The organism is Burkholderia cepacia (assembly GCF_001039005.1).
Lineage (GTDB): Bacteria > Pseudomonadota > Gammaproteobacteria > Burkholderiales > Burkholderiaceae > Burkholderia > Burkholderia theae.
Map to the genome: position 1 here is coordinate 40,831 of NZ_LDWR01000018.1, position 15,936 is coordinate 56,766.

At 65.6% G+C, this 15,936-nt stretch carries 14 protein-coding genes and 1 pseudogene; 6 read left to right on the top strand and 9 right to left on the bottom strand.

What is annotated here, in order from left to right; translation table 11 throughout:
* Window positions 1–28 precede the first annotated feature (28 nt).
* Both VL15_RS11155 and VL15_RS43780 read right to left on the bottom strand, forming a co-directional pair.
* Window positions 29–1,816: a S53 family peptidase gene (locus tag VL15_RS11155; RefSeq protein ID WP_080970797.1), complete on the bottom strand. Its 1,788-nt coding sequence runs from the start codon at window positions 1,814–1,816 to the stop codon at window positions 29–31.
* Window positions 1,817–2,631: 815 nt separating this feature from the next.
* A pseudogene (locus tag VL15_RS43780) lies at window positions 2,632–2,784 on the bottom strand (helix-turn-helix domain-containing protein); the annotation flags it as partial.
* A 187-nt stretch (window positions 2,785–2,971) separates the two neighbouring features.
* Here VL15_RS43780 and VL15_RS11160 point away from each other — a divergent pair.
* The 3 genes from VL15_RS11160 (at window position 2,972) to VL15_RS11170 (ending at window position 6,334) form a co-directional block, all read left to right on the top strand.
* On the top strand, window positions 2,972–4,261 hold the full coding sequence (locus VL15_RS11160; RefSeq protein ID WP_048245546.1) for an NAD(P)/FAD-dependent oxidoreductase: 1,290 nt from the start codon (window positions 2,972–2,974) through the stop codon (window positions 4,259–4,261).
* A gap of 17 nt (window positions 4,262–4,278) precedes the next feature.
* Window positions 4,279–4,836: a helix-turn-helix domain-containing protein gene (locus tag VL15_RS11165; protein WP_048245547.1), complete on the top strand. Its 558-nt coding sequence runs from the start codon at window positions 4,279–4,281 to the stop codon at window positions 4,834–4,836.
* Window positions 4,837–4,987: 151 nt separating this feature from the next.
* Window positions 4,988–6,334, top strand: coding sequence for a glutamine synthetase family protein (locus VL15_RS11170; protein WP_048245548.1), 1,347 nt, complete (start codon window positions 4,988–4,990; stop codon window positions 6,332–6,334).
* A 23-nt stretch (window positions 6,335–6,357) separates the two neighbouring features.
* Here VL15_RS11170 and VL15_RS11175 read toward each other — a convergent pair whose 3' ends face one another.
* Entirely contained in the window at window positions 6,358–7,545 is a 1,188-nt protein-coding gene (locus VL15_RS11175; RefSeq protein WP_048245549.1) for an FAD-dependent oxidoreductase, read from the bottom strand.
* 150 nt (window positions 7,546–7,695) lie between these two features.
* Between VL15_RS11175 and VL15_RS11180 the strand changes: the two genes are divergently transcribed.
* Window positions 7,696–8,616: a LysR family transcriptional regulator gene (locus VL15_RS11180; protein ID WP_048245687.1), complete on the top strand. Its 921-nt coding sequence runs from the start codon at window positions 7,696–7,698 to the stop codon at window positions 8,614–8,616.
* On the opposite strand, the gene VL15_RS11185 is transcribed toward VL15_RS11180, so the two are convergent.
* The 6 genes from VL15_RS11185 to VL15_RS11210 form a co-directional block, all read right to left on the bottom strand.
* A complete protein-coding gene (locus VL15_RS11185; protein ID WP_048245550.1) occupies window positions 8,611–9,150 on the bottom strand; it encodes a GNAT family N-acetyltransferase in 540 nt (179 codons plus the stop codon). The genes VL15_RS11180 and VL15_RS11185 overlap by 6 nt on opposite strands.
* Window positions 9,151–9,194: 44 nt before the next feature.
* Complete coding sequence (locus VL15_RS11190; protein WP_048245688.1) at window positions 9,195–9,773, bottom strand: hypothetical protein; 579 nt, start codon at window positions 9,771–9,773, stop codon at window positions 9,195–9,197.
* 69 nt (window positions 9,774–9,842) lie between these two features.
* Window positions 9,843–10,232 carry a lysozyme inhibitor LprI family protein gene (locus VL15_RS11195; RefSeq protein ID WP_048245551.1) on the bottom strand — a complete coding sequence of 130 codons (390 nt, stop codon included), beginning with the start codon at window positions 10,230–10,232 and terminating at the stop codon, window positions 9,843–9,845.
* A gap of 50 nt (window positions 10,233–10,282) precedes the next feature.
* Window positions 10,283–11,044, bottom strand: a complete 762-nt coding sequence (locus VL15_RS11200) for an N-acetylmuramoyl-L-alanine amidase family protein (protein ID WP_048245552.1) — start codon at window positions 11,042–11,044, stop codon at window positions 10,283–10,285.
* Between the two features lie 148 nt (window positions 11,045–11,192).
* Complete coding sequence (locus VL15_RS11205) at window positions 11,193–12,812, bottom strand: NAD(P)/FAD-dependent oxidoreductase (protein ID WP_048245553.1); 1,620 nt, start codon at window positions 12,810–12,812, stop codon at window positions 11,193–11,195.
* Window positions 12,812–14,326 (bottom strand): polyamine aminopropyltransferase, encoded by a 1,515-nt coding sequence (locus tag VL15_RS11210; protein ID WP_048245554.1) that lies wholly within the window; start codon window positions 14,324–14,326, stop codon window positions 12,812–12,814. The genes VL15_RS11205 and VL15_RS11210 overlap by 1 nt, the downstream gene beginning before the upstream one ends.
* Window positions 14,327–14,447: 121 nt before the next feature.
* Between VL15_RS11210 and VL15_RS11215 the strand changes: the two genes are divergently transcribed.
* Together VL15_RS11215 and VL15_RS11220 are read left to right on the top strand one after the other, a co-directional pair.
* Entirely contained in the window at window positions 14,448–14,834 is a 387-nt protein-coding gene (locus tag VL15_RS11215; RefSeq protein WP_048245555.1) for a DUF350 domain-containing protein, read from the top strand.
* Between the two features lie 25 nt (window positions 14,835–14,859).
* Window positions 14,860–15,927 carry an SPFH domain-containing protein gene (locus tag VL15_RS11220; RefSeq protein ID WP_048245556.1) on the top strand — a complete coding sequence of 356 codons (1,068 nt, stop codon included), beginning with the start codon at window positions 14,860–14,862 and terminating at the stop codon, window positions 15,925–15,927.
* Window positions 15,928–15,936 lie beyond the last annotated feature (9 nt).

The following is a 15,936-nucleotide window of genomic DNA, read 5'->3' on the forward strand; positions in this document are numbered from 1 at the left end:
TCCGGGCTCCTGCAGCATCAGTCAGCAGTTACCTCGACGAAGGGTTGGTCGCACTGACGAAGCCGGGGGTTCTGGTAATGAAATCATTTACAGCCTGAATGTCGAAGCTACCCCAACCCGTAGCGTTGTCCCAACCCGTGCCGGCTGAGTAGTAGCCATTGTTGCCCGTTGTGACGTCATGGAACGGGAACGTACTCGAATACGAATAGATCGCCGGAGCGGCAAAGCCCATGCCGTTTCTGTTTGCCGTTTCGAGACGTGCCCATGCGCCAACGAATAGAGGCGCGGACAGACTGGTGCCACCATATGAGTTGCCGCCGAACTGTGTTTGTTGGATACCCGATGACGAACTTTGCGTTAGGTATAGAAGAATGCCCGTGTCTGGATCTGCATCAAAAGCCAGATCCGGCAACTCACGATACGGATAGCTGCTCGGTTGCCAGCTCGGTGTAGATTCGGAACTACTAATACCGCCGCCGCTATAGGGCCACGTCGACTCCGAAATGTATACGTCGGAGGAGCTTGTATTCAGCGTCGTACCGCCAACCGCCACGACGTACGGCGAACTGGCCGGGTAGTTCACGGAGCGTGTGTCAATGTCGCTGTAGTGACCATTCTCGGGCGCCGATCCGTTTGAGTTACTACAGGGGTAAGCCCCGTTATCACCGGTCGCCGCGACGAAGGTCTGACCTTGCGCCACACCCAGTTGGAACGCGGAATCCGCAAATCCTGCACTGCCTCGGCACTCGGCCAAGCCCCAGGACATATTGATCACCTTGGCCGTATTGTCGCTGACTGCCAGATTGATGGCCCTTAGCAATTCGCTGTTGTTTGCTCCCTGAGAAGACCAGTTTCCGGTTGTCGGATCTTGAACGTAGTTGAGGCCTGTCGTGTAGAAAATCAGATTCCTGACGCCACCGCTGATCCCGACAATTGCCTGAGAATCCATGGCCCATTCGAGTTGCTCGCTGTCATCATTGCTGCTGTCGGTCGACGTGGATTCGATCGAAGTCGGTACAGCAGCCAGGCCCTGGCTCTGCTCCATGCTGGACAAATCGCTAACAGGGTTGCTCATGTTGCCCCAGCCGATGAGCCCGACTGTCGTGCCTGTTCCGGTTGGAGTATCACCAGCGTGATAGACCGTCGCATATTCTTGGGGTGCGTAAGCAGGATTTCCCGAAGCGCTTCTCTGGTAGGCAGAACGCGTCACGGAGAACGTGTGCATCCTGTTCAGCGTCTGCAAACCGAGCACATGATCCACTTCGCCGCTCAGGCTCGCGGGGATTTGGATATCCGTCGTATTCGCGATGCCACTGTGGCCGTCTCGCGTGTAATGGGCGATCTCGGTACGAAACGCGTTGCGCGCCGCACCGACGGTCCCATCGGCTGATATCACCAGGCGGTTCGGCGCAATCCGGACATGGGTGAAGCCATGGCCCGTCAGATAATCCACCACGGCCTGCGCCTGCTGTTGCGTCGGTGCGTACGTTGCGATGCTCTCCTTGGCGCTCAGAAAATGATGGTAGGACGGACTGCCCGGGCGGAACAATTCATGGATGTAGCGCTGCAGGGCGTCCTCGTTACGCAGCTTTAACGCTATGGCGATCGAGACAGGTTCCTGAGCCGTCGCATTGCCGTTGAACGTCGCGCCGACGGTATAGGCTGCATGCGTGCGCGTCGGTGCCCAACCAGAGGCGCCGGCGCCTTGCGTTTGTGCTGCCAGCGAAACACCCTGCATACCAATGGTCAGCGCCAGTGCCACCGTCATACATCCAGGTGCGAATACCCGTTGCGTCCTGCTTGAATTTCTGATCATTTGAATTGCACTCCTGATTGGTTAGCATAAATATTGAGAAATGGCATACCGCGCTCGCACATCTCGACGCAAATTTCACGCTGAAAGCCTAAGAAGCTGCAAATAGGGGCTGCCGTGAGGCAGCCCTGGTCCAAATCGATTTACGGCAACATAGATCCTCCCACAAAGATTATCCACACTGATATCACGTGCATGAAAACCAGCACACGCGACGGTCTCGCGGAAGACCCTTCCGCGCGCAGTCTATTACCGGATTCAGCGCAAAAGGACGCTTACCTCACATTGGCATGGCGATTCCACGCGACAGGATTCGCGATGCCCGCTGGCGCATTTCCGGCTTCCGGAATTTCGCCAGAATCGATCATCGGCTGGAACATGTCCTGGATCGACTCCTGCAGAGGCCGGCCTTTCAATCCGAGCACTACGCGGCTCTTGCGATTGTCTGCACCCCATGGAAAGTCGACGTTTCGGACCACGTGTTTCCGTGTGATGCCGCCTAGTGGGGCTAGCCACCAAACCAGGCACTTGGGCAGGATGCGGCGCGGTACGGGATATTGACTGAGCCTGGGAAGCAGCCGATTATTCGCCCCGAATAGCCACGCCGATAAATCGATTGATGTGGCAGAAGGGCCTGCACGCATGAATCCTATTTGCGGCCAAATTTATCGACTAGACCGTAGAAATGGATTTCACTTTTCCATGACAGGAGCTAATCAATGGTGGATCTGAAAACGTGCAGGCCGACGCCCGTTCCTCAAGCCATCGATGGTCGCTGCCGTCGATGTGGAATCGGCGTAGCGATCCCGGATGATCTACAGCGCCCGGTCGGCAGCTCCTGGGTCCAGCCGACGATTGCCGGGTTTCGATCAGTGTCCCGATACCAAACCCGCCGCGCGGTGTTCCCGAAGCCGGGCGACCAACCGGCGAATCTGCCGCGTCGTCAATTCCAGCCGTTCCGCTGCACGCCACTTCTGCGAATTGTTAAATCGCACCGAAACCGCCTGAAAAGAGCGCAACTTTAGTTCGTCGGACTCTTGGGGTGTCGTGTGTATCGGCTACCCCGTCGCTGCGCCGTTTTTCCGCGCGCTTGCCTCCGTGAAATTGGCGTGCTAATTTTTCATGAAATTTAGCGAGGTAAATTTCACCGGAGTCCGCATGTTCGTGCAGTCCGACCGTCACGTCGCAAGCTACTACGCCGGCACCTATCCGGCGCCGATCCCGCGTCGTCCGGAGCTGGACGAACGCATCGACGCCGACGTGCTCGTCGTCGGCGCCGGCTTCAGCGGGCTGCATACGGCGTTGCGTCTTGCACTCGCCGGCAAGCGCGTCGTCGTGCTCGAGGCGAGCCGCGTCGCGTGGGCTGCGTCGGGCCGCAACGGCGGGCAGGCGTTGCTCGGCTGGTCGTGCGACATGCAGCCGCTCGAGGATTCGCTCGGCCGCGACGGCGCACGCCTGTTGTGGGACAGCATGCGCTGGGCCGCGGCCGAGGTGCGCGAATTGCCCGGGCGGCACGGTTTCGACATCGATTACCGGCCCGGGAGCCTGTGGGCGGCGGTGCGGCCGCGGCGCGTCGCGATGCTCGCGCAGGCCCGCGACGAGGCCGCCGAGCGCTGGGGCTACGACCGGCTGCGCGTGATCGAGCGGGCTGAAATGCCGGCGTGGATCGGCGGCGGGCGTTATCTCGCGGCGCTCCACGATCCCGAGGCCGGCCACCTGAATCCGCTGAAGCTTGCGCTCGGCCTCGCACAGACGATCGAGCGCGCGGGCGGTCGCATTTTCGAGCAGAGCCGCGTGCTCGACTGCCGCGAGACGCCCGGCGGCCACGTCGCCCGCACGGCGCGCGGCGAAGTGCGCGCGGACGTGCTCGTGCTGGCCTGCAACGCGTACGTCGACCGGCTCGATCGCAACCTGGCGCGCCGGCTGCTGCCGGTCGGCACGTATCAGGTCGCGACCGCGCCGCTCGCGCCGGACGTCGCGCGTTCGCTGCTGCCGCAGAACAGCTGCGTGATCGACAACCAGTTCGTGCCCGACTACTTCCGCCTGAGCCCCGACAACCGGCTGCTGTTCGGTGGCGGCTGCACGTATCTCGGCGGCATCCCGGCCGATATCGCGACGGCGACGCGCCCGCACCTCGAACGTGCATTCCCGCAACTGGCCGGCGTGCCGCTCGATTACGCGTGGGGCGGCCATATCGACATCAGCATGCGCCGCACGCCGGACATCGGCCGCCACGGGCAGCGTTTCTGGCTGCAGGGCTTCTCGGGGCACGGCGTGCTGCCGACGCTGGCCGGTGCGCGCGCGGTCGCCGACGCCGTGCTCGGCGACGAGCGCCTGCTCGCGCAATACCAGCGCATCCGCAATCCGCGCTTTCCCGGCGGCGACCGGCTCGCCGCGCCGCTGGAAGCACTGGGCAAGGTTTGGTACCGTTTGCGCGATACCGTCTGACCGTACCGGAACCCATCATGAACGAACAGGAAGAGATAGAAAGTCTGGCGATCCTGATCCGCGACCTGCGCAAGCATCGCAAGGTCACGCTGAACGACCTGGCCGAACGGATCGGCCGCTCGGTCGGTTTTCTGTCGCAGGTCGAGCGCGGGCTGTCGCGCCCGACGGTCGCGGATCTCACCGCGATCGGCGAGGCGCTCGGTGTGCCGACCACGTATTTCTACAGCCTGAGCAAGCCGCGCAGCGTGCCGTGGGTCACGCGGCCCGACGAGCGGCGCACCGTGTATTACGCGGCCGGCATTACCGACATCCTCGTGTCGCCGAACATGCGCTCGCGCTTCTCGATCCTCGAAAGCCATCTCGCGCCCGGCGCGAGCAGCGGCGAGCGGCCCGTCGACGACAGCGACGAGCAGGGCGGTTTCGTGCTCGAGGGAGAACTGACGATCTGGATCGACGGCGACGACACGCCCGTCACGCTCGGCCCGAACGATGCGTTCCAGCTTCCCGCGCACCGGCGCTTCCGTTACGCCAACCTGACCGACGCGCCGACGCGCGTGATCTGGGTATTCACCTGAGTTGTCGGCGGGGCGGGCGGCGTTGCAGGCCGCCGCACCTCGCAGCCTGTTTGCAGTACTGATTTAAATGTGGCCACGTTGTTCCGCGTGCCGCATGAATCCGGTTCGCCGCGCTGCGGCACCGCCATACAAGACATGGAAAGGATGAGACATGGCTGACGTCGTTCCCGCGCTGGTCGGTGAAGTCCGCGCATTCCGGCAGGCGCATCCCGAGATCCGTTATGTCGACCTGATCTGCCTCGACCTGCCCGGGCATTTCTACGGCAAGCGCTACCCGATCGACGCGCTCGAGAAGGTCGCGTCGGGCTCGCTGCTGAAGCTGCCGCAGAACTGCGTGCTGCTCGGCACGCAGGGCGGCCTGTACAAGATCGGCGACTACTGCTTCAACGACGGCGACCCCGACGCGCCGCGCCGGCTGATCCCAGGCACGCTGAAGCCCGTGCGCTGGGAGCGGCAGCCGCTCGCGCAGATGCTGATCAGCTCCGACGGCACCGATGCGCCGATCGAGTTCGAACCGCGCGAGGTGCTGGCGCGCGTGCTGCGGCGCTTCGCGGCACGCGGCATCCGGCCGGTCGTCGCGTTCGAGCTCGAGTTCTACCTGTTCGCCGCGCAGCTCGCGGACGGGATGCCGCAGTATCCGCGCGACCGCCTGAGCGACGACCGCGACGATCAGCCGAACATGCATATCGAGCGTCTGTCGCGCTTCTCCGACGTGCTGCACGAGATGGTCGAGGCCGCGTGCGAGCAGGGCGTCGACGCGACGGTGATCACGGCCGAACTCGGGCCTGGCCAGTTCGAGATCAATTTCGGCCACACCGACGACGCGCTGCGTGCGGCCGACTGGTCGGCGCTGTTCTGCCGCAGCACGCGCGGCGTCGCGCTGCAGCACGGCTATCGCGCGAGCTTCATGGGCAAGCCGTACCTGCATGCGCCGGGCAGCGGGATGCACGTGCATGTAAGCCTGTACGACGACGCGGGGCGCAACCTGCTCGCGGCGGACGGGCAGCGGCCGCTGCGGCATGCGGTGGCCGGTTGTCTCGCGCTGCTACCGCATTGCATGCCCGTGTTCGCGCCGAATCACAACGCGTTCCGGCGCTACGGATCGATGGTGAATGCGGCGAGCCGCGCAAGCTGGGGCTTCGAGGATCGCGATGCGTGCATCCGGATTCCCGAGTCGGATGCACGCAACCTGCGGATCGAGCACCGGCTCGCCAGCGCGGACGCGAATCCGTACCTGGTGCTCGCGGCGATCCTTTCCGGGATGGAGCACGGACTCGATGCACGGACCGAACCGATCGCGCCGCTCAACGAGGATCGCGGCAGCGGGATCGATTTTCCGAAGGAGATGCTGTCATCGGTCGCGGCGATGCAGGATCATCCGGCCGTGCGCGAAGGGCTCGGCAGCGAGTTCGTGATGGTGTACTGCGAGAACAAGCGGCAGGAGGAGCTGGATTTTCGCAACGAGATCGGCGCGCGGGAGTATCGGTGGTTTCTGTGATTGCATGCCGCCGCCAGCGAGTCTTATCGGTCGCGCATCTGCTCCATCGGCAGGTTCGCACCCCACGCGTGTGCCAGGGAGTCGATTTCGGCAATCGGATCGACCTGCCGTGCGCTTTCGTGCGTGTCGTCGCCGAATAGCCGGTGGGCGAAATCGCGGGCACGCAGGGTGATCGCCGTGGTTTTCAGGCTGCGTCGCATCGTGAACGACGCGAGCGCTGCGTCGAGGTCGCTGCCGTTGCCTTCCCCGTACTCGTCGAGACAACGGGCGAGGTGCCACGCATCTTCGAGTGCCTGGCATGCGCCTTGTCCGGAGGTGGGCAAGGGCGCATGCGCGGCATCGCCGATCAGCAGCACGTTGCCGCGGTGCCACACGTCGACCGGATCGAGATCGTGCACGCGAATCTTTGCGATCGTGTTCGGCGGCGTCGCGCGCATCACGTCCGCGATGGGCGCAGGCCACGCATCGAATAGCCGTTCCAGCATCGGCGCCGGATCGCCTTGCACCGTGTCGTCGCCGTCGCCGTCGCCGTCGGCTTCGGACCGTGCCGCGGCCCAGTACACGCGCTGCCGATCGATCGCGACGATACCGAACCGTTCGCGTGTGCCCCAGTAGTCGAATATCGACACTTCATCGACGAGCGGCGCGTCGCTCTGCGCGACGCCGATCCAGTTGACGAATCCTTGATAGACCGGCGTGTTGCTGCCGACGACATGGTTTCGCGCGACGGAGTTCATGCGGCCGTCCGCGCCGATCACGAGATCGGGCGCGATCGCCGTGCCGTTGTCGAAGCGAACGACAGCGCGGCCGTCCGGCCCGGTGTCGATGGCCGTTGCGCAGTGGCCGAAGCAGATTTCAATGCCGCGCGCGGCCACGTGTCGCGCGAGCACGGCCTGCAGGTCGCGCCGCAGTATCGAGCGCGTCGGAAAGCCCATGCGGCGGTCGAGTTGGCGGATATCGGTGAGCTTGAACGGGTTGCCATGCCGGTCGATGCACCGCATCGCGCGCAGGTGGCCGCTGACCTCGACGATGTCCGGCAGGATGCCGAGCTGCGCGAGCACGAAACCGGCATTCGGCCACAGCACCACGCCCGCACCCATCGTCGAGTCGGATAGCCGGCGTTCGTACAGACGGATCCGGTGCCCGCGCCCGGCAAGCGCGAGTGCGGTGCTCATGCCGGCGACGCCGGCACCCAGAATTGCGATATCCATGATGCTCCTTCCGTATTGTCGTGCGAGCGCTCGCTGGGTCGCGGGTTCGCGCTTCGGCGTCGCATTGACGGGACGAGCATCGTAAATTACGGTGTCTGGCGGGATAAGCCATGAAAAATGGCGGGCTTTGATACCTGAAACGGGATAATGATGCGTAGCAAGCTGGATCTGAATGCGGTGCGCGTGTTCGTGTCGGTCGTCGACGAGGGCAGCTTTGCGGGTGCCGCGCGCGCGCTTGCGTTGCCGGGTTCCAACGTGAGCCGCCATGTGGCACAACTGGAGTCGAGGCTCGGTGTGAGGTTGCTGGAGCGCAGCACGCGGCACCTTCGGATGACCGAGGCCGGGCGCCTGCTGCACGAGCGCGCAAGGCCGATGCTCGATGCGCTGACGCTGGCCGAATCCGAGCTGACCTCGCAGCAAACGGAGTTGCGTGGCGTGCTGAAGCTCTGCGTGCCCGGCGAAATCGGGCCGCGCATGCTCGGGCCGATCGTCGCGGAATTCGCGAGCCGCCATCCGCGCGTCGAAATCGACTGCGATACCAGCCTCGCGGGCATATCGACGTTGCGCGACGACATCGACCTGTCGATCATCGTCAATCGCGGGAAGCTGGACGACAGCACGTTCGTCGTCAGGCCGCTCGCGTGTTTGCCGAGCGTCGTCGTGGCTGCGCCGTCGCTCGTCGCCCGGACCGGGATGCCGACCCGGACGGAACAGCTCAGGCAATTGCCGTGCATCACGACGTTGAGCACGCTGAAAGGGCAGCCGTGGCAGTTCGCCGACCGCGACGGGCGGATTCACAAGATTCCGGTCGCGAGCCGGTATCGCGTCAATAGCGGCGAGATGGCGGGTTTGGCGGCGCTGAACGGGATCGGCTTCGCGATTCTCGTCGAGCGTGCGTGCGCGGCCGAGCTTGCTGACGGGCGGTTGCTGCGCGTGCCGCTGGAGATGGCACCGGCGCCGCTGGAATTGCTTGCCGCTTATGCGAGCCGCAATTCCGTCAACGCGAAGATCCGCGAGTTGATGCGGATGATGCAGTTGCGTTTGGAGGCGGGGCTGACTATCCAGTCATGACGATTGTTTCGGCAGTGCGCGCCAATAGCGCACTTCCTCGATTGGCGTGCCGTCGATCTCGAACGTCTTGATGTCGTCTTCCGCGACGAAACCCTCGCGTTCATAGAATGCCCGTGCACGACGGTTTTCGACCAGTACCCAGAGCGACACCCATGCGTGGCCCGCGTCGTGCAGCGATCGGCACGCATGGTCGACCAGCGCCGCGCCGATGCGTTGCCCGCAATGCGACGGATGCAGATAGATCGCTTCGATCTCGCCCCAGGTGCGATCCTTGTCGGGGTCGCGTGTCGGACCGTATGCGATCCAGCCCGTCGGCTCGTTGTCCGTGAACGCGAGCGCGACGCGCGGCCGACCGGCGTCGAGCGCACAGCGCCAGGCGGCCGTGCGCTTTTCGACCGACAGACCGGCGAGGAACGGGGCCGGCATGATGCCCGTGTAGGTTGCCTGCCATGACGCGACGTGGATGCTGGCGATGGTCGCGGCGTCGACGGGCTCGGCAGCGCGGATGTCGATCGTCATCGTGTTCGGTGCCATGCGTGATCCGCCTGATCGGTTGCTGTTGCGTTGTCGTGTCCGTGTCAATTCGCGCGATCCGAACTGCTGTCGATCGCGAAGCTGTAGCCGATATCCACGTGCGACGCATCTTGCGGTTCGTCGGTTCTTTTCAGCACGAATTCGAACGCAGGTTCGAACCAGCCGTTGCGCGGGACTTCTCCGCCGAGGATGTCGACTTCGTACCAGCCGTTCTCGATTTCGATGACGGGCCTGCCCGGTTCGCGGTAACGCGCGAGCAGCGCGTTCACCGTCTCGTCGTTGAAGCGTTCGAGCATGCGCCACGTGTAGAGCATGACCGAACGATGCTCGACGCGCAGCACGTAGCCACCGCGCCGATGCTGCAGGCGGCTTCCCGTCTTCAGCAATTCGGGCGTTTCGTGGTCCAGCGTGAAGATGACCGTGTACGGATGATTCTCGATGCCGGCCAGCGGAATCACGACACCTTCCAGCACGGCGTTGTCGCCGCTGTCGTTCGACGTGAACTCGGATGCGACGTTGTCCGACAGCCCGTGCTGTTCCTTGTAGCGCTTCAGCAGCAGAACATCGCCGACGAGAAAATAGTCGACGAGGTCGTTGAGGATTTCGGAGAATTCATGTCGCATCGCCGTTTCCTTCGTGGGGCTGAAGCGCCGCGCCGCGAAACGCTTCACGGCACGGCATACGCGAAGACCTTACTCCCCGAGCTTCGACGCCACGCACCCCGTGCTCGTGCATTCACGCTCACGCTCGCGCAGGAACGACAGCCGAGACTGCGTCATGTCGTTCGCGCACTGGATATCCACGAGGTAGCTGTTGTTGCGCGTCTCGCTGCACTGCGCATCGCGCTGCTTCAGCCACGCGAGCTGGCCGGCCTTCAGCGTCGCCTGCTGGTCGCCGCTCAGTTGCTTGCGCAGGCGCCCGTACTCGTCGTTGAGTTCGCGGTCGCTCTGCGAGAACTGCGTGCTGGTGCAGTACACCTGGTCGAACGCGCTGTGCGGCTTCGCGCAGCCGGCCGCGTGCGCGGCGAACGGAACGGCAAGCGCGAGCAGCGCGCAGGATGCGAACAGATTCTTCTTTTTCATTGTGATGCTCCTGACTGGGTGAAAACCGTTGAGCCCGATGGGCGATGCCGTCACTTCGGCACCGTGCACGCGTCGATCCCGCCTGCGATCGCGGTGGACAGGCGCTGGATCGTCTCGCGCCGCGCGAGCCGCGCTTCTTCGTCGGGATTGACGATCACGCCGGCCTCGACGAGCACGGCCGGAATCGGCGCGGTGCGCAGCACGACGAGATCGTCGAAGCGGTGGATGCCGAGTTGCGGGTCGATCAGCGGGCGATTCTCGCCGCGGATCGGCTGCGCGTGATATAGCGACGGACGCTCGCCGGCCGCGACCAGCCGCTCGGCGATCGCCTTCGCGCAACGCAGGCTTTCCGCATAGTGCGGATTGCGCTCCGACACGAACACGGAGAAGCCGCGGAATTCGCGTTGGCGGCCCGCGTCGATGAACTGCTGTTGCATCGAGTCGTGATGGATCGACACGAACAGGTTCGCGTCGGGCGCCTGCGTCGAACGCTGGTCGAGCGCGATCTCGCGGCCGTCGGCCGACGTGCGCAGCACGCGGTCGCCGTGTGCTGCGAGCTTTTCAGCGACCGCTGCGGACAGATCGAGGTTGTACCGGTATTCGACGCGGCCGCTCGCGCCGGTGGAGCCCGGGTGAGCGGGCGTGTGGCCGGTGTCGACGACGATATAGCGCCCGGATGCGGGCTCGGCGCCGGGGGCTGCGGCGTCGGCCGCATGCAGCGCCAGCGGCGCGCCGAGCAGCGGGGCGCAGGCAAGCACGCGCGCGGCGGCACGCACGAACGGGCGAAGGCGTCGGAGGGTTCGGTTCGTCATTGTTGTTGTCGAGGAGGGCATGCGGCGCGTCGAACGGCACGGCACCGTCGGCCTGCTCAATGCAGTCGGAATGTCGCGCGATTATAGCGGGTGGCGGTGTCGTCGCAATGACGAATCGGCGGCCGCCGCGCCGGCCGGAAGCCGGTGCTCAGGCGAGCATGCGCCGCGCCGCGAGCATGCCCCAGTACGACGCTTCCTCGAACAGCGACAGCCCGGACAGGTCGGCATGCGCGAACACGACGGGGCCGTCGGCCTCGCGCAGCGCGAGCAGCCCCGGCCGGCTCAGGAAACCGACGTCGGGCGTCGCCATCGCGTGGCCGCGCACGGTGATCTCGAGCGCCGTCGCGTGCTTCCACAGCGCGCGCCCGTAGACGGCCTGCAGGTCGATCGCCGCCTGTTCGCGCAACGCATCGGGCTCGGCTTGCGCGAGCCAGCGGCGCGTGTCGTCCGGCGCGCGCGTGCTCAATGCCTGATACGCGGAGAACACCGAGCGCGTCGGCGGCGACATCCGGATCAGCTGGTGCGTCGACACGACGTAACCGAGCCCCGCGCCGTCGTAGACGACGTTGTCCCACGCGAGCGGCACGCCTGCCGCTTCGGCCGGCATGCCGTCGAGCAGGAAGTTGGACACGAGCCACGGCGCGCGTGGCGGCAGGTCGCGCGCGGGTTCGAAGCCGTAGGCGGAAAGCTGCGGAAACACGTGCGCCGCGACGAACAGCGGCATCGCGCACACGACGCGCCGCGCCTTCAGCGTGAACGTCGACAGCGCGCCGTCGTCGCCGAGACGAGCGCACAGCACGTCGACGCCGCCCGCGCGTTCGGTCGCGCGCACCGCGAAGCCGTCCCGCGACCACGCGTTCGAGCCGGTGCGCGCGGTGATCGAATCGCTCAGCTTCGTCACCATCGTGTGCAGCCCGTCGGGCCAGGTCAGCACCGCGCCGTCGCTCGCATCGCCCGCATGGCCGCCGCGCGACGAGAAATAGTGCAGGCCGGCCCACGCGGACACGTGCTCGTACCCCGCGCCGTAGTCGTCGCGGCAGCAGTAGTTCAGGTACCAGTGCAGCGCCTTCGCGGTGTAGCCCTCGTCGAGCAGCCACTGGCGGAACGAGCGTCGGTCGAGCGCGCGCCAGCGCGGGTCGCGCGACGATTCCGCGATCGGGATGCAGAACACCTTGCGGCCGTCGGCGCCGCGCGCGGTGCGCAGCCCGTCCGTGTAGGCGAAGAAGCGCGCCTGCTGCGCGAGCGCGTCGGCGTCGAGGCCGGCCGTCGGCACGATGCCGTCCTGCCACTGCCCGGCGATGAAGAGGCGTTCGTCCGGCGCATGGACGAGCACACGCTCGTCGTACACGGGGCGCGCGGAGAACGGCGCGGATTCGATCACGCCGAGATCGGCGAGCATGTCGCGCAGATGCGCGGATTCGAGCGACGGCAATGGCAGGTAGTGCGCGCCTTTCGGATAGCCGAGATCGCCGAAGCGGCCGCCGGCCGCATTGCCGCCGAACTCGGGGCCGGCGAGCACCGCGAAGCGCGTGTGGCCCGCGCGCGCGAGCTGCCATGCGCACGACAGCCCGGCCGCGCCGGCGCCGAGGATCGCGACGTCCGTCTCGATCGTGCCGGAGGGCGGCGGCAGCGTGGCATGGTCGCGCAGCGCATGGCCTTCGCGCATGCCGGGGTAGCCGACGCGCGGCGTCGTCTCGATCCAGCCGGTGCGGCCGCATGCGGCGAGCGACGCGGCCGCCGACGCGACGAGGAACGTGCGGCGATCCATCAGCGCAGCACGTGTTTCCAGTCGTCGTCGAAGCGGCGCACGAGCGGCTGGTCGTTGAGTTCGTTCGGCGTCATCGGCAGCGCCGGCATGTCGGCCGGGAAGTGGAACATCTCGGCGGCCGTCTGCGCATCGAGCCAGCGCGTGGGCACCGAGTAGTGCGTCGGCACCGTGAAGTCGCGGCGCTTGCCGGCGATCACGAAGCCCCAGTCGCCGAACGACGGCACGTAGCAGTGGTACGGCCACGTATTGAGCCCGGCTTCGTGCAGCGTCGCGATGATGGTCCAGTACGCGTGCGGCGCGAAATACGGCGACGTCGACTGGATCACCGCATAGCCGTTCTCCGACAGGTGGCGCGCGAGCAGCCGGAACACCGGCACCGAATACAGGCGGCCGAGCCCGAAGTTGGTCGGATCGGGGAAGTCGACGACGATCGCGTCGTACACGTCGGCGTTCGATTCGAGCCAGCGCACCGCGTCGTCGTTGATCACGTGCACGCGCGGGTCCTTCAGCGAACCCTGGTTCAACTTGACGAGCGGCGCGGACGTGGAGAACAGCTTCGTCATCGCGGGATCGAGATCGACGAGCGTGATCTGTTCGAGGTTAGGGTGCTTGAGCAGTTCGCGCACCGCGAGGCCGTCGCCGCCGCCGAGCACGAGCACGTGCTTCGCCCACGGCAGCGCCTCGATCGTCGGGTGGATCAGCGCCTCGTGATAGCGGTGCTCGTCGCGCGACGAGAACTGCAGGTTGCCGTTCAGGTACAGCCGCATGTCGTCGTGCCACTGCGTGAGCACGATGCGCTGGTACGGCGTCGTTTCCGAATAGATCGTCTCGTCGCCGTACACGCCATGCTCGGCCCAGTGCGTGATGCGGTCCGATAGCGCGAACCCGGCGACGAGCAGCCCGATCACGAGCGACGCGCGCATCAGTTTGCCGCGCACGTTGCGGATCTCGTCGCGGAACAGGTGCGTCGTCCACAGCGCGACGAAGGCGTTCAGGATGCCGAACAGGAAGCTCGTGCGCAGCAGGCCGAGACGCGGCGCGAGCACGAGCGGGAAGATCAGCGACACGGCGAGCGAGCCGAGATAGTCGAAGGTCAGCACCTCGCTGACGGTATGGCGGAACGCCTGGCGGCGTTGCTCGAACGCGCGCATCACGAGCGGGATCTCCATCCCGATCAGCATGCCGAGCGCGAGCACGAGCGCATAGAGCGCCGCGCGGAACGGCGCGGCCAGCCACGCGAACACCGCGAACAGCAGCGCGGCCGACACGCCGCCGAGCAGGCCGACGAGCAGCTCGATGTCGACGAAGCGGTCGAGCACGTCGTCGTCCTCGACGAACTTCGCGAGCCACGAGCCAATCCCCATCGCGAACAGGTAGCAGCCGATCACCGACGAGAACTGCAGGATCGAATCGCCGAGCAGGTAGCTCGACAGCGCGCTGCTGATCAGTTCGTAGCCGAGCCCGCACGACGCGAGCACGAGGATCGACAGGACGAGCGCACGCCTATGCAGCATGGTGCGTCCGTTGTGCAGTGTTCGGCAATGTGGATATACTGGCGCGGATTTTTGTTGGCTGGCCCCGTGCGGGCCGGCCGGCGACGGGGCGGCGAACCGAGCACAAAATCCGAGGGAAAGAATGAATAGTGCCTATCTTTATGCGGTTCATTTACTGTCGGCGTTCGTGCTGCTTCTTGTGTTCGCGGCAGTGTACCTGAAGGTCACTCCGTTCGACGAACTGGCGCTGATCCGCGACGGCAACGCGGCCGCGACGCTGTCGTTCGCCGGCGCGCTGATCGGTTTCTGCCTGACGCTCGCGTCCAGCATCGCGCACAACTCGACGCTCGGCGAAGTCGTGATCTGGGCCGTCGGCGCGATGGCCGTGCAGCTGATCACCTATGCGGCGCTGACGCGCCTGATGCCCGGCATGAATCATGCAATCGAGGATCGCAACGTCGCGATGGGCGGCCTGATGGGCACCGCGTCGCTCGTCGTCGGCATCATCAATGCCGCCTGCCTGACCTGACCGCCACGCGTCCGAGGAGACCGACATGAGTCTGGGTTCGTTTATCCGCAAGCAGTTCGTCGACGTCCTGCAATGGACGGAAGACACCGACGGCGTGCTGGCCTGGCGCTATCCGATGGAAGACCAGGAAATCCGCTACGGCGGCAAGCTGACCGTGCGCGAGACGCAGGTCGCGATCTTCGTCAACGAAGGCAAGGTCGCCGACGTGTTCCAGCCGGGGCTGTATACGCTGGAAACGAACACGCTGCCGGTGCTCACGTACCTGAAGAACTGGGACAAACTCTTTCAGTCTCCTTTCAAATCGGACGTCTATTTCTTCAGCACGCGGCTGCAACTCGGCCGGCGCTGGGGCACCGCGCAGCCGGTGACGATCCGCGACCGCGAATTCGGCTTCGTGCAGGTGCGCGCGTTCGGCATCTACTCGTACCGGATCGTCGACGCGGGCGCGTTCCACCGCGAGGTCAGCGGCACGCGCGCGCAGTACACGGTCGACGATCTCGAACAGCAGCTGCGCAACCTGGTCGTCACGGCGATGAGCACGACGTTCGGCGCGTCCGACGTGCCGTTCGTCGACATGGCCGCGAACCAGTCGCTGCTGTCGCAGCGCATCGCCGAAGCGCTGGCGCCGGTGTTCACGCGCTATGGCCTCGCGCTCGATGCGTTCGCGGTCGAGAGCGTGTCGCTGCCGGCGGAGCTGCAGAAGGCGCTCGACCTGCGGATCGGCGCGGGGATGGCCGGCGATCTCGCGCGCGCCACGCAATACCAGACCGCGCAGGCGATTCCGCTTGCCGCGCAGAACCCGGGCGGCATCGCCGGTGTCGGCGCGGGGCTCGCCGCGGGTGCCGTGATCGGGCAGGCGATGGCCGGCCAGATGGCGGGCGCGGCACAGCCGGCGCCGGCCGCCGCGCCAGCCGCTGCACCAGTCGCACCCGTCGTGGCACCGGCGGCCGCTGCGCAGCCGGCCGCGCCGGCCGATGGCACCGACTACGTGCAGCGGCTCGAGCAGCTGAAGGCACTGTTCGACAAGGGCCTCGTGACCGAAGACGAATATTCGCGCGCGAAGGCCGAGATCCTCGCGAAGCTCACCCGGTAAGCGTCGCGC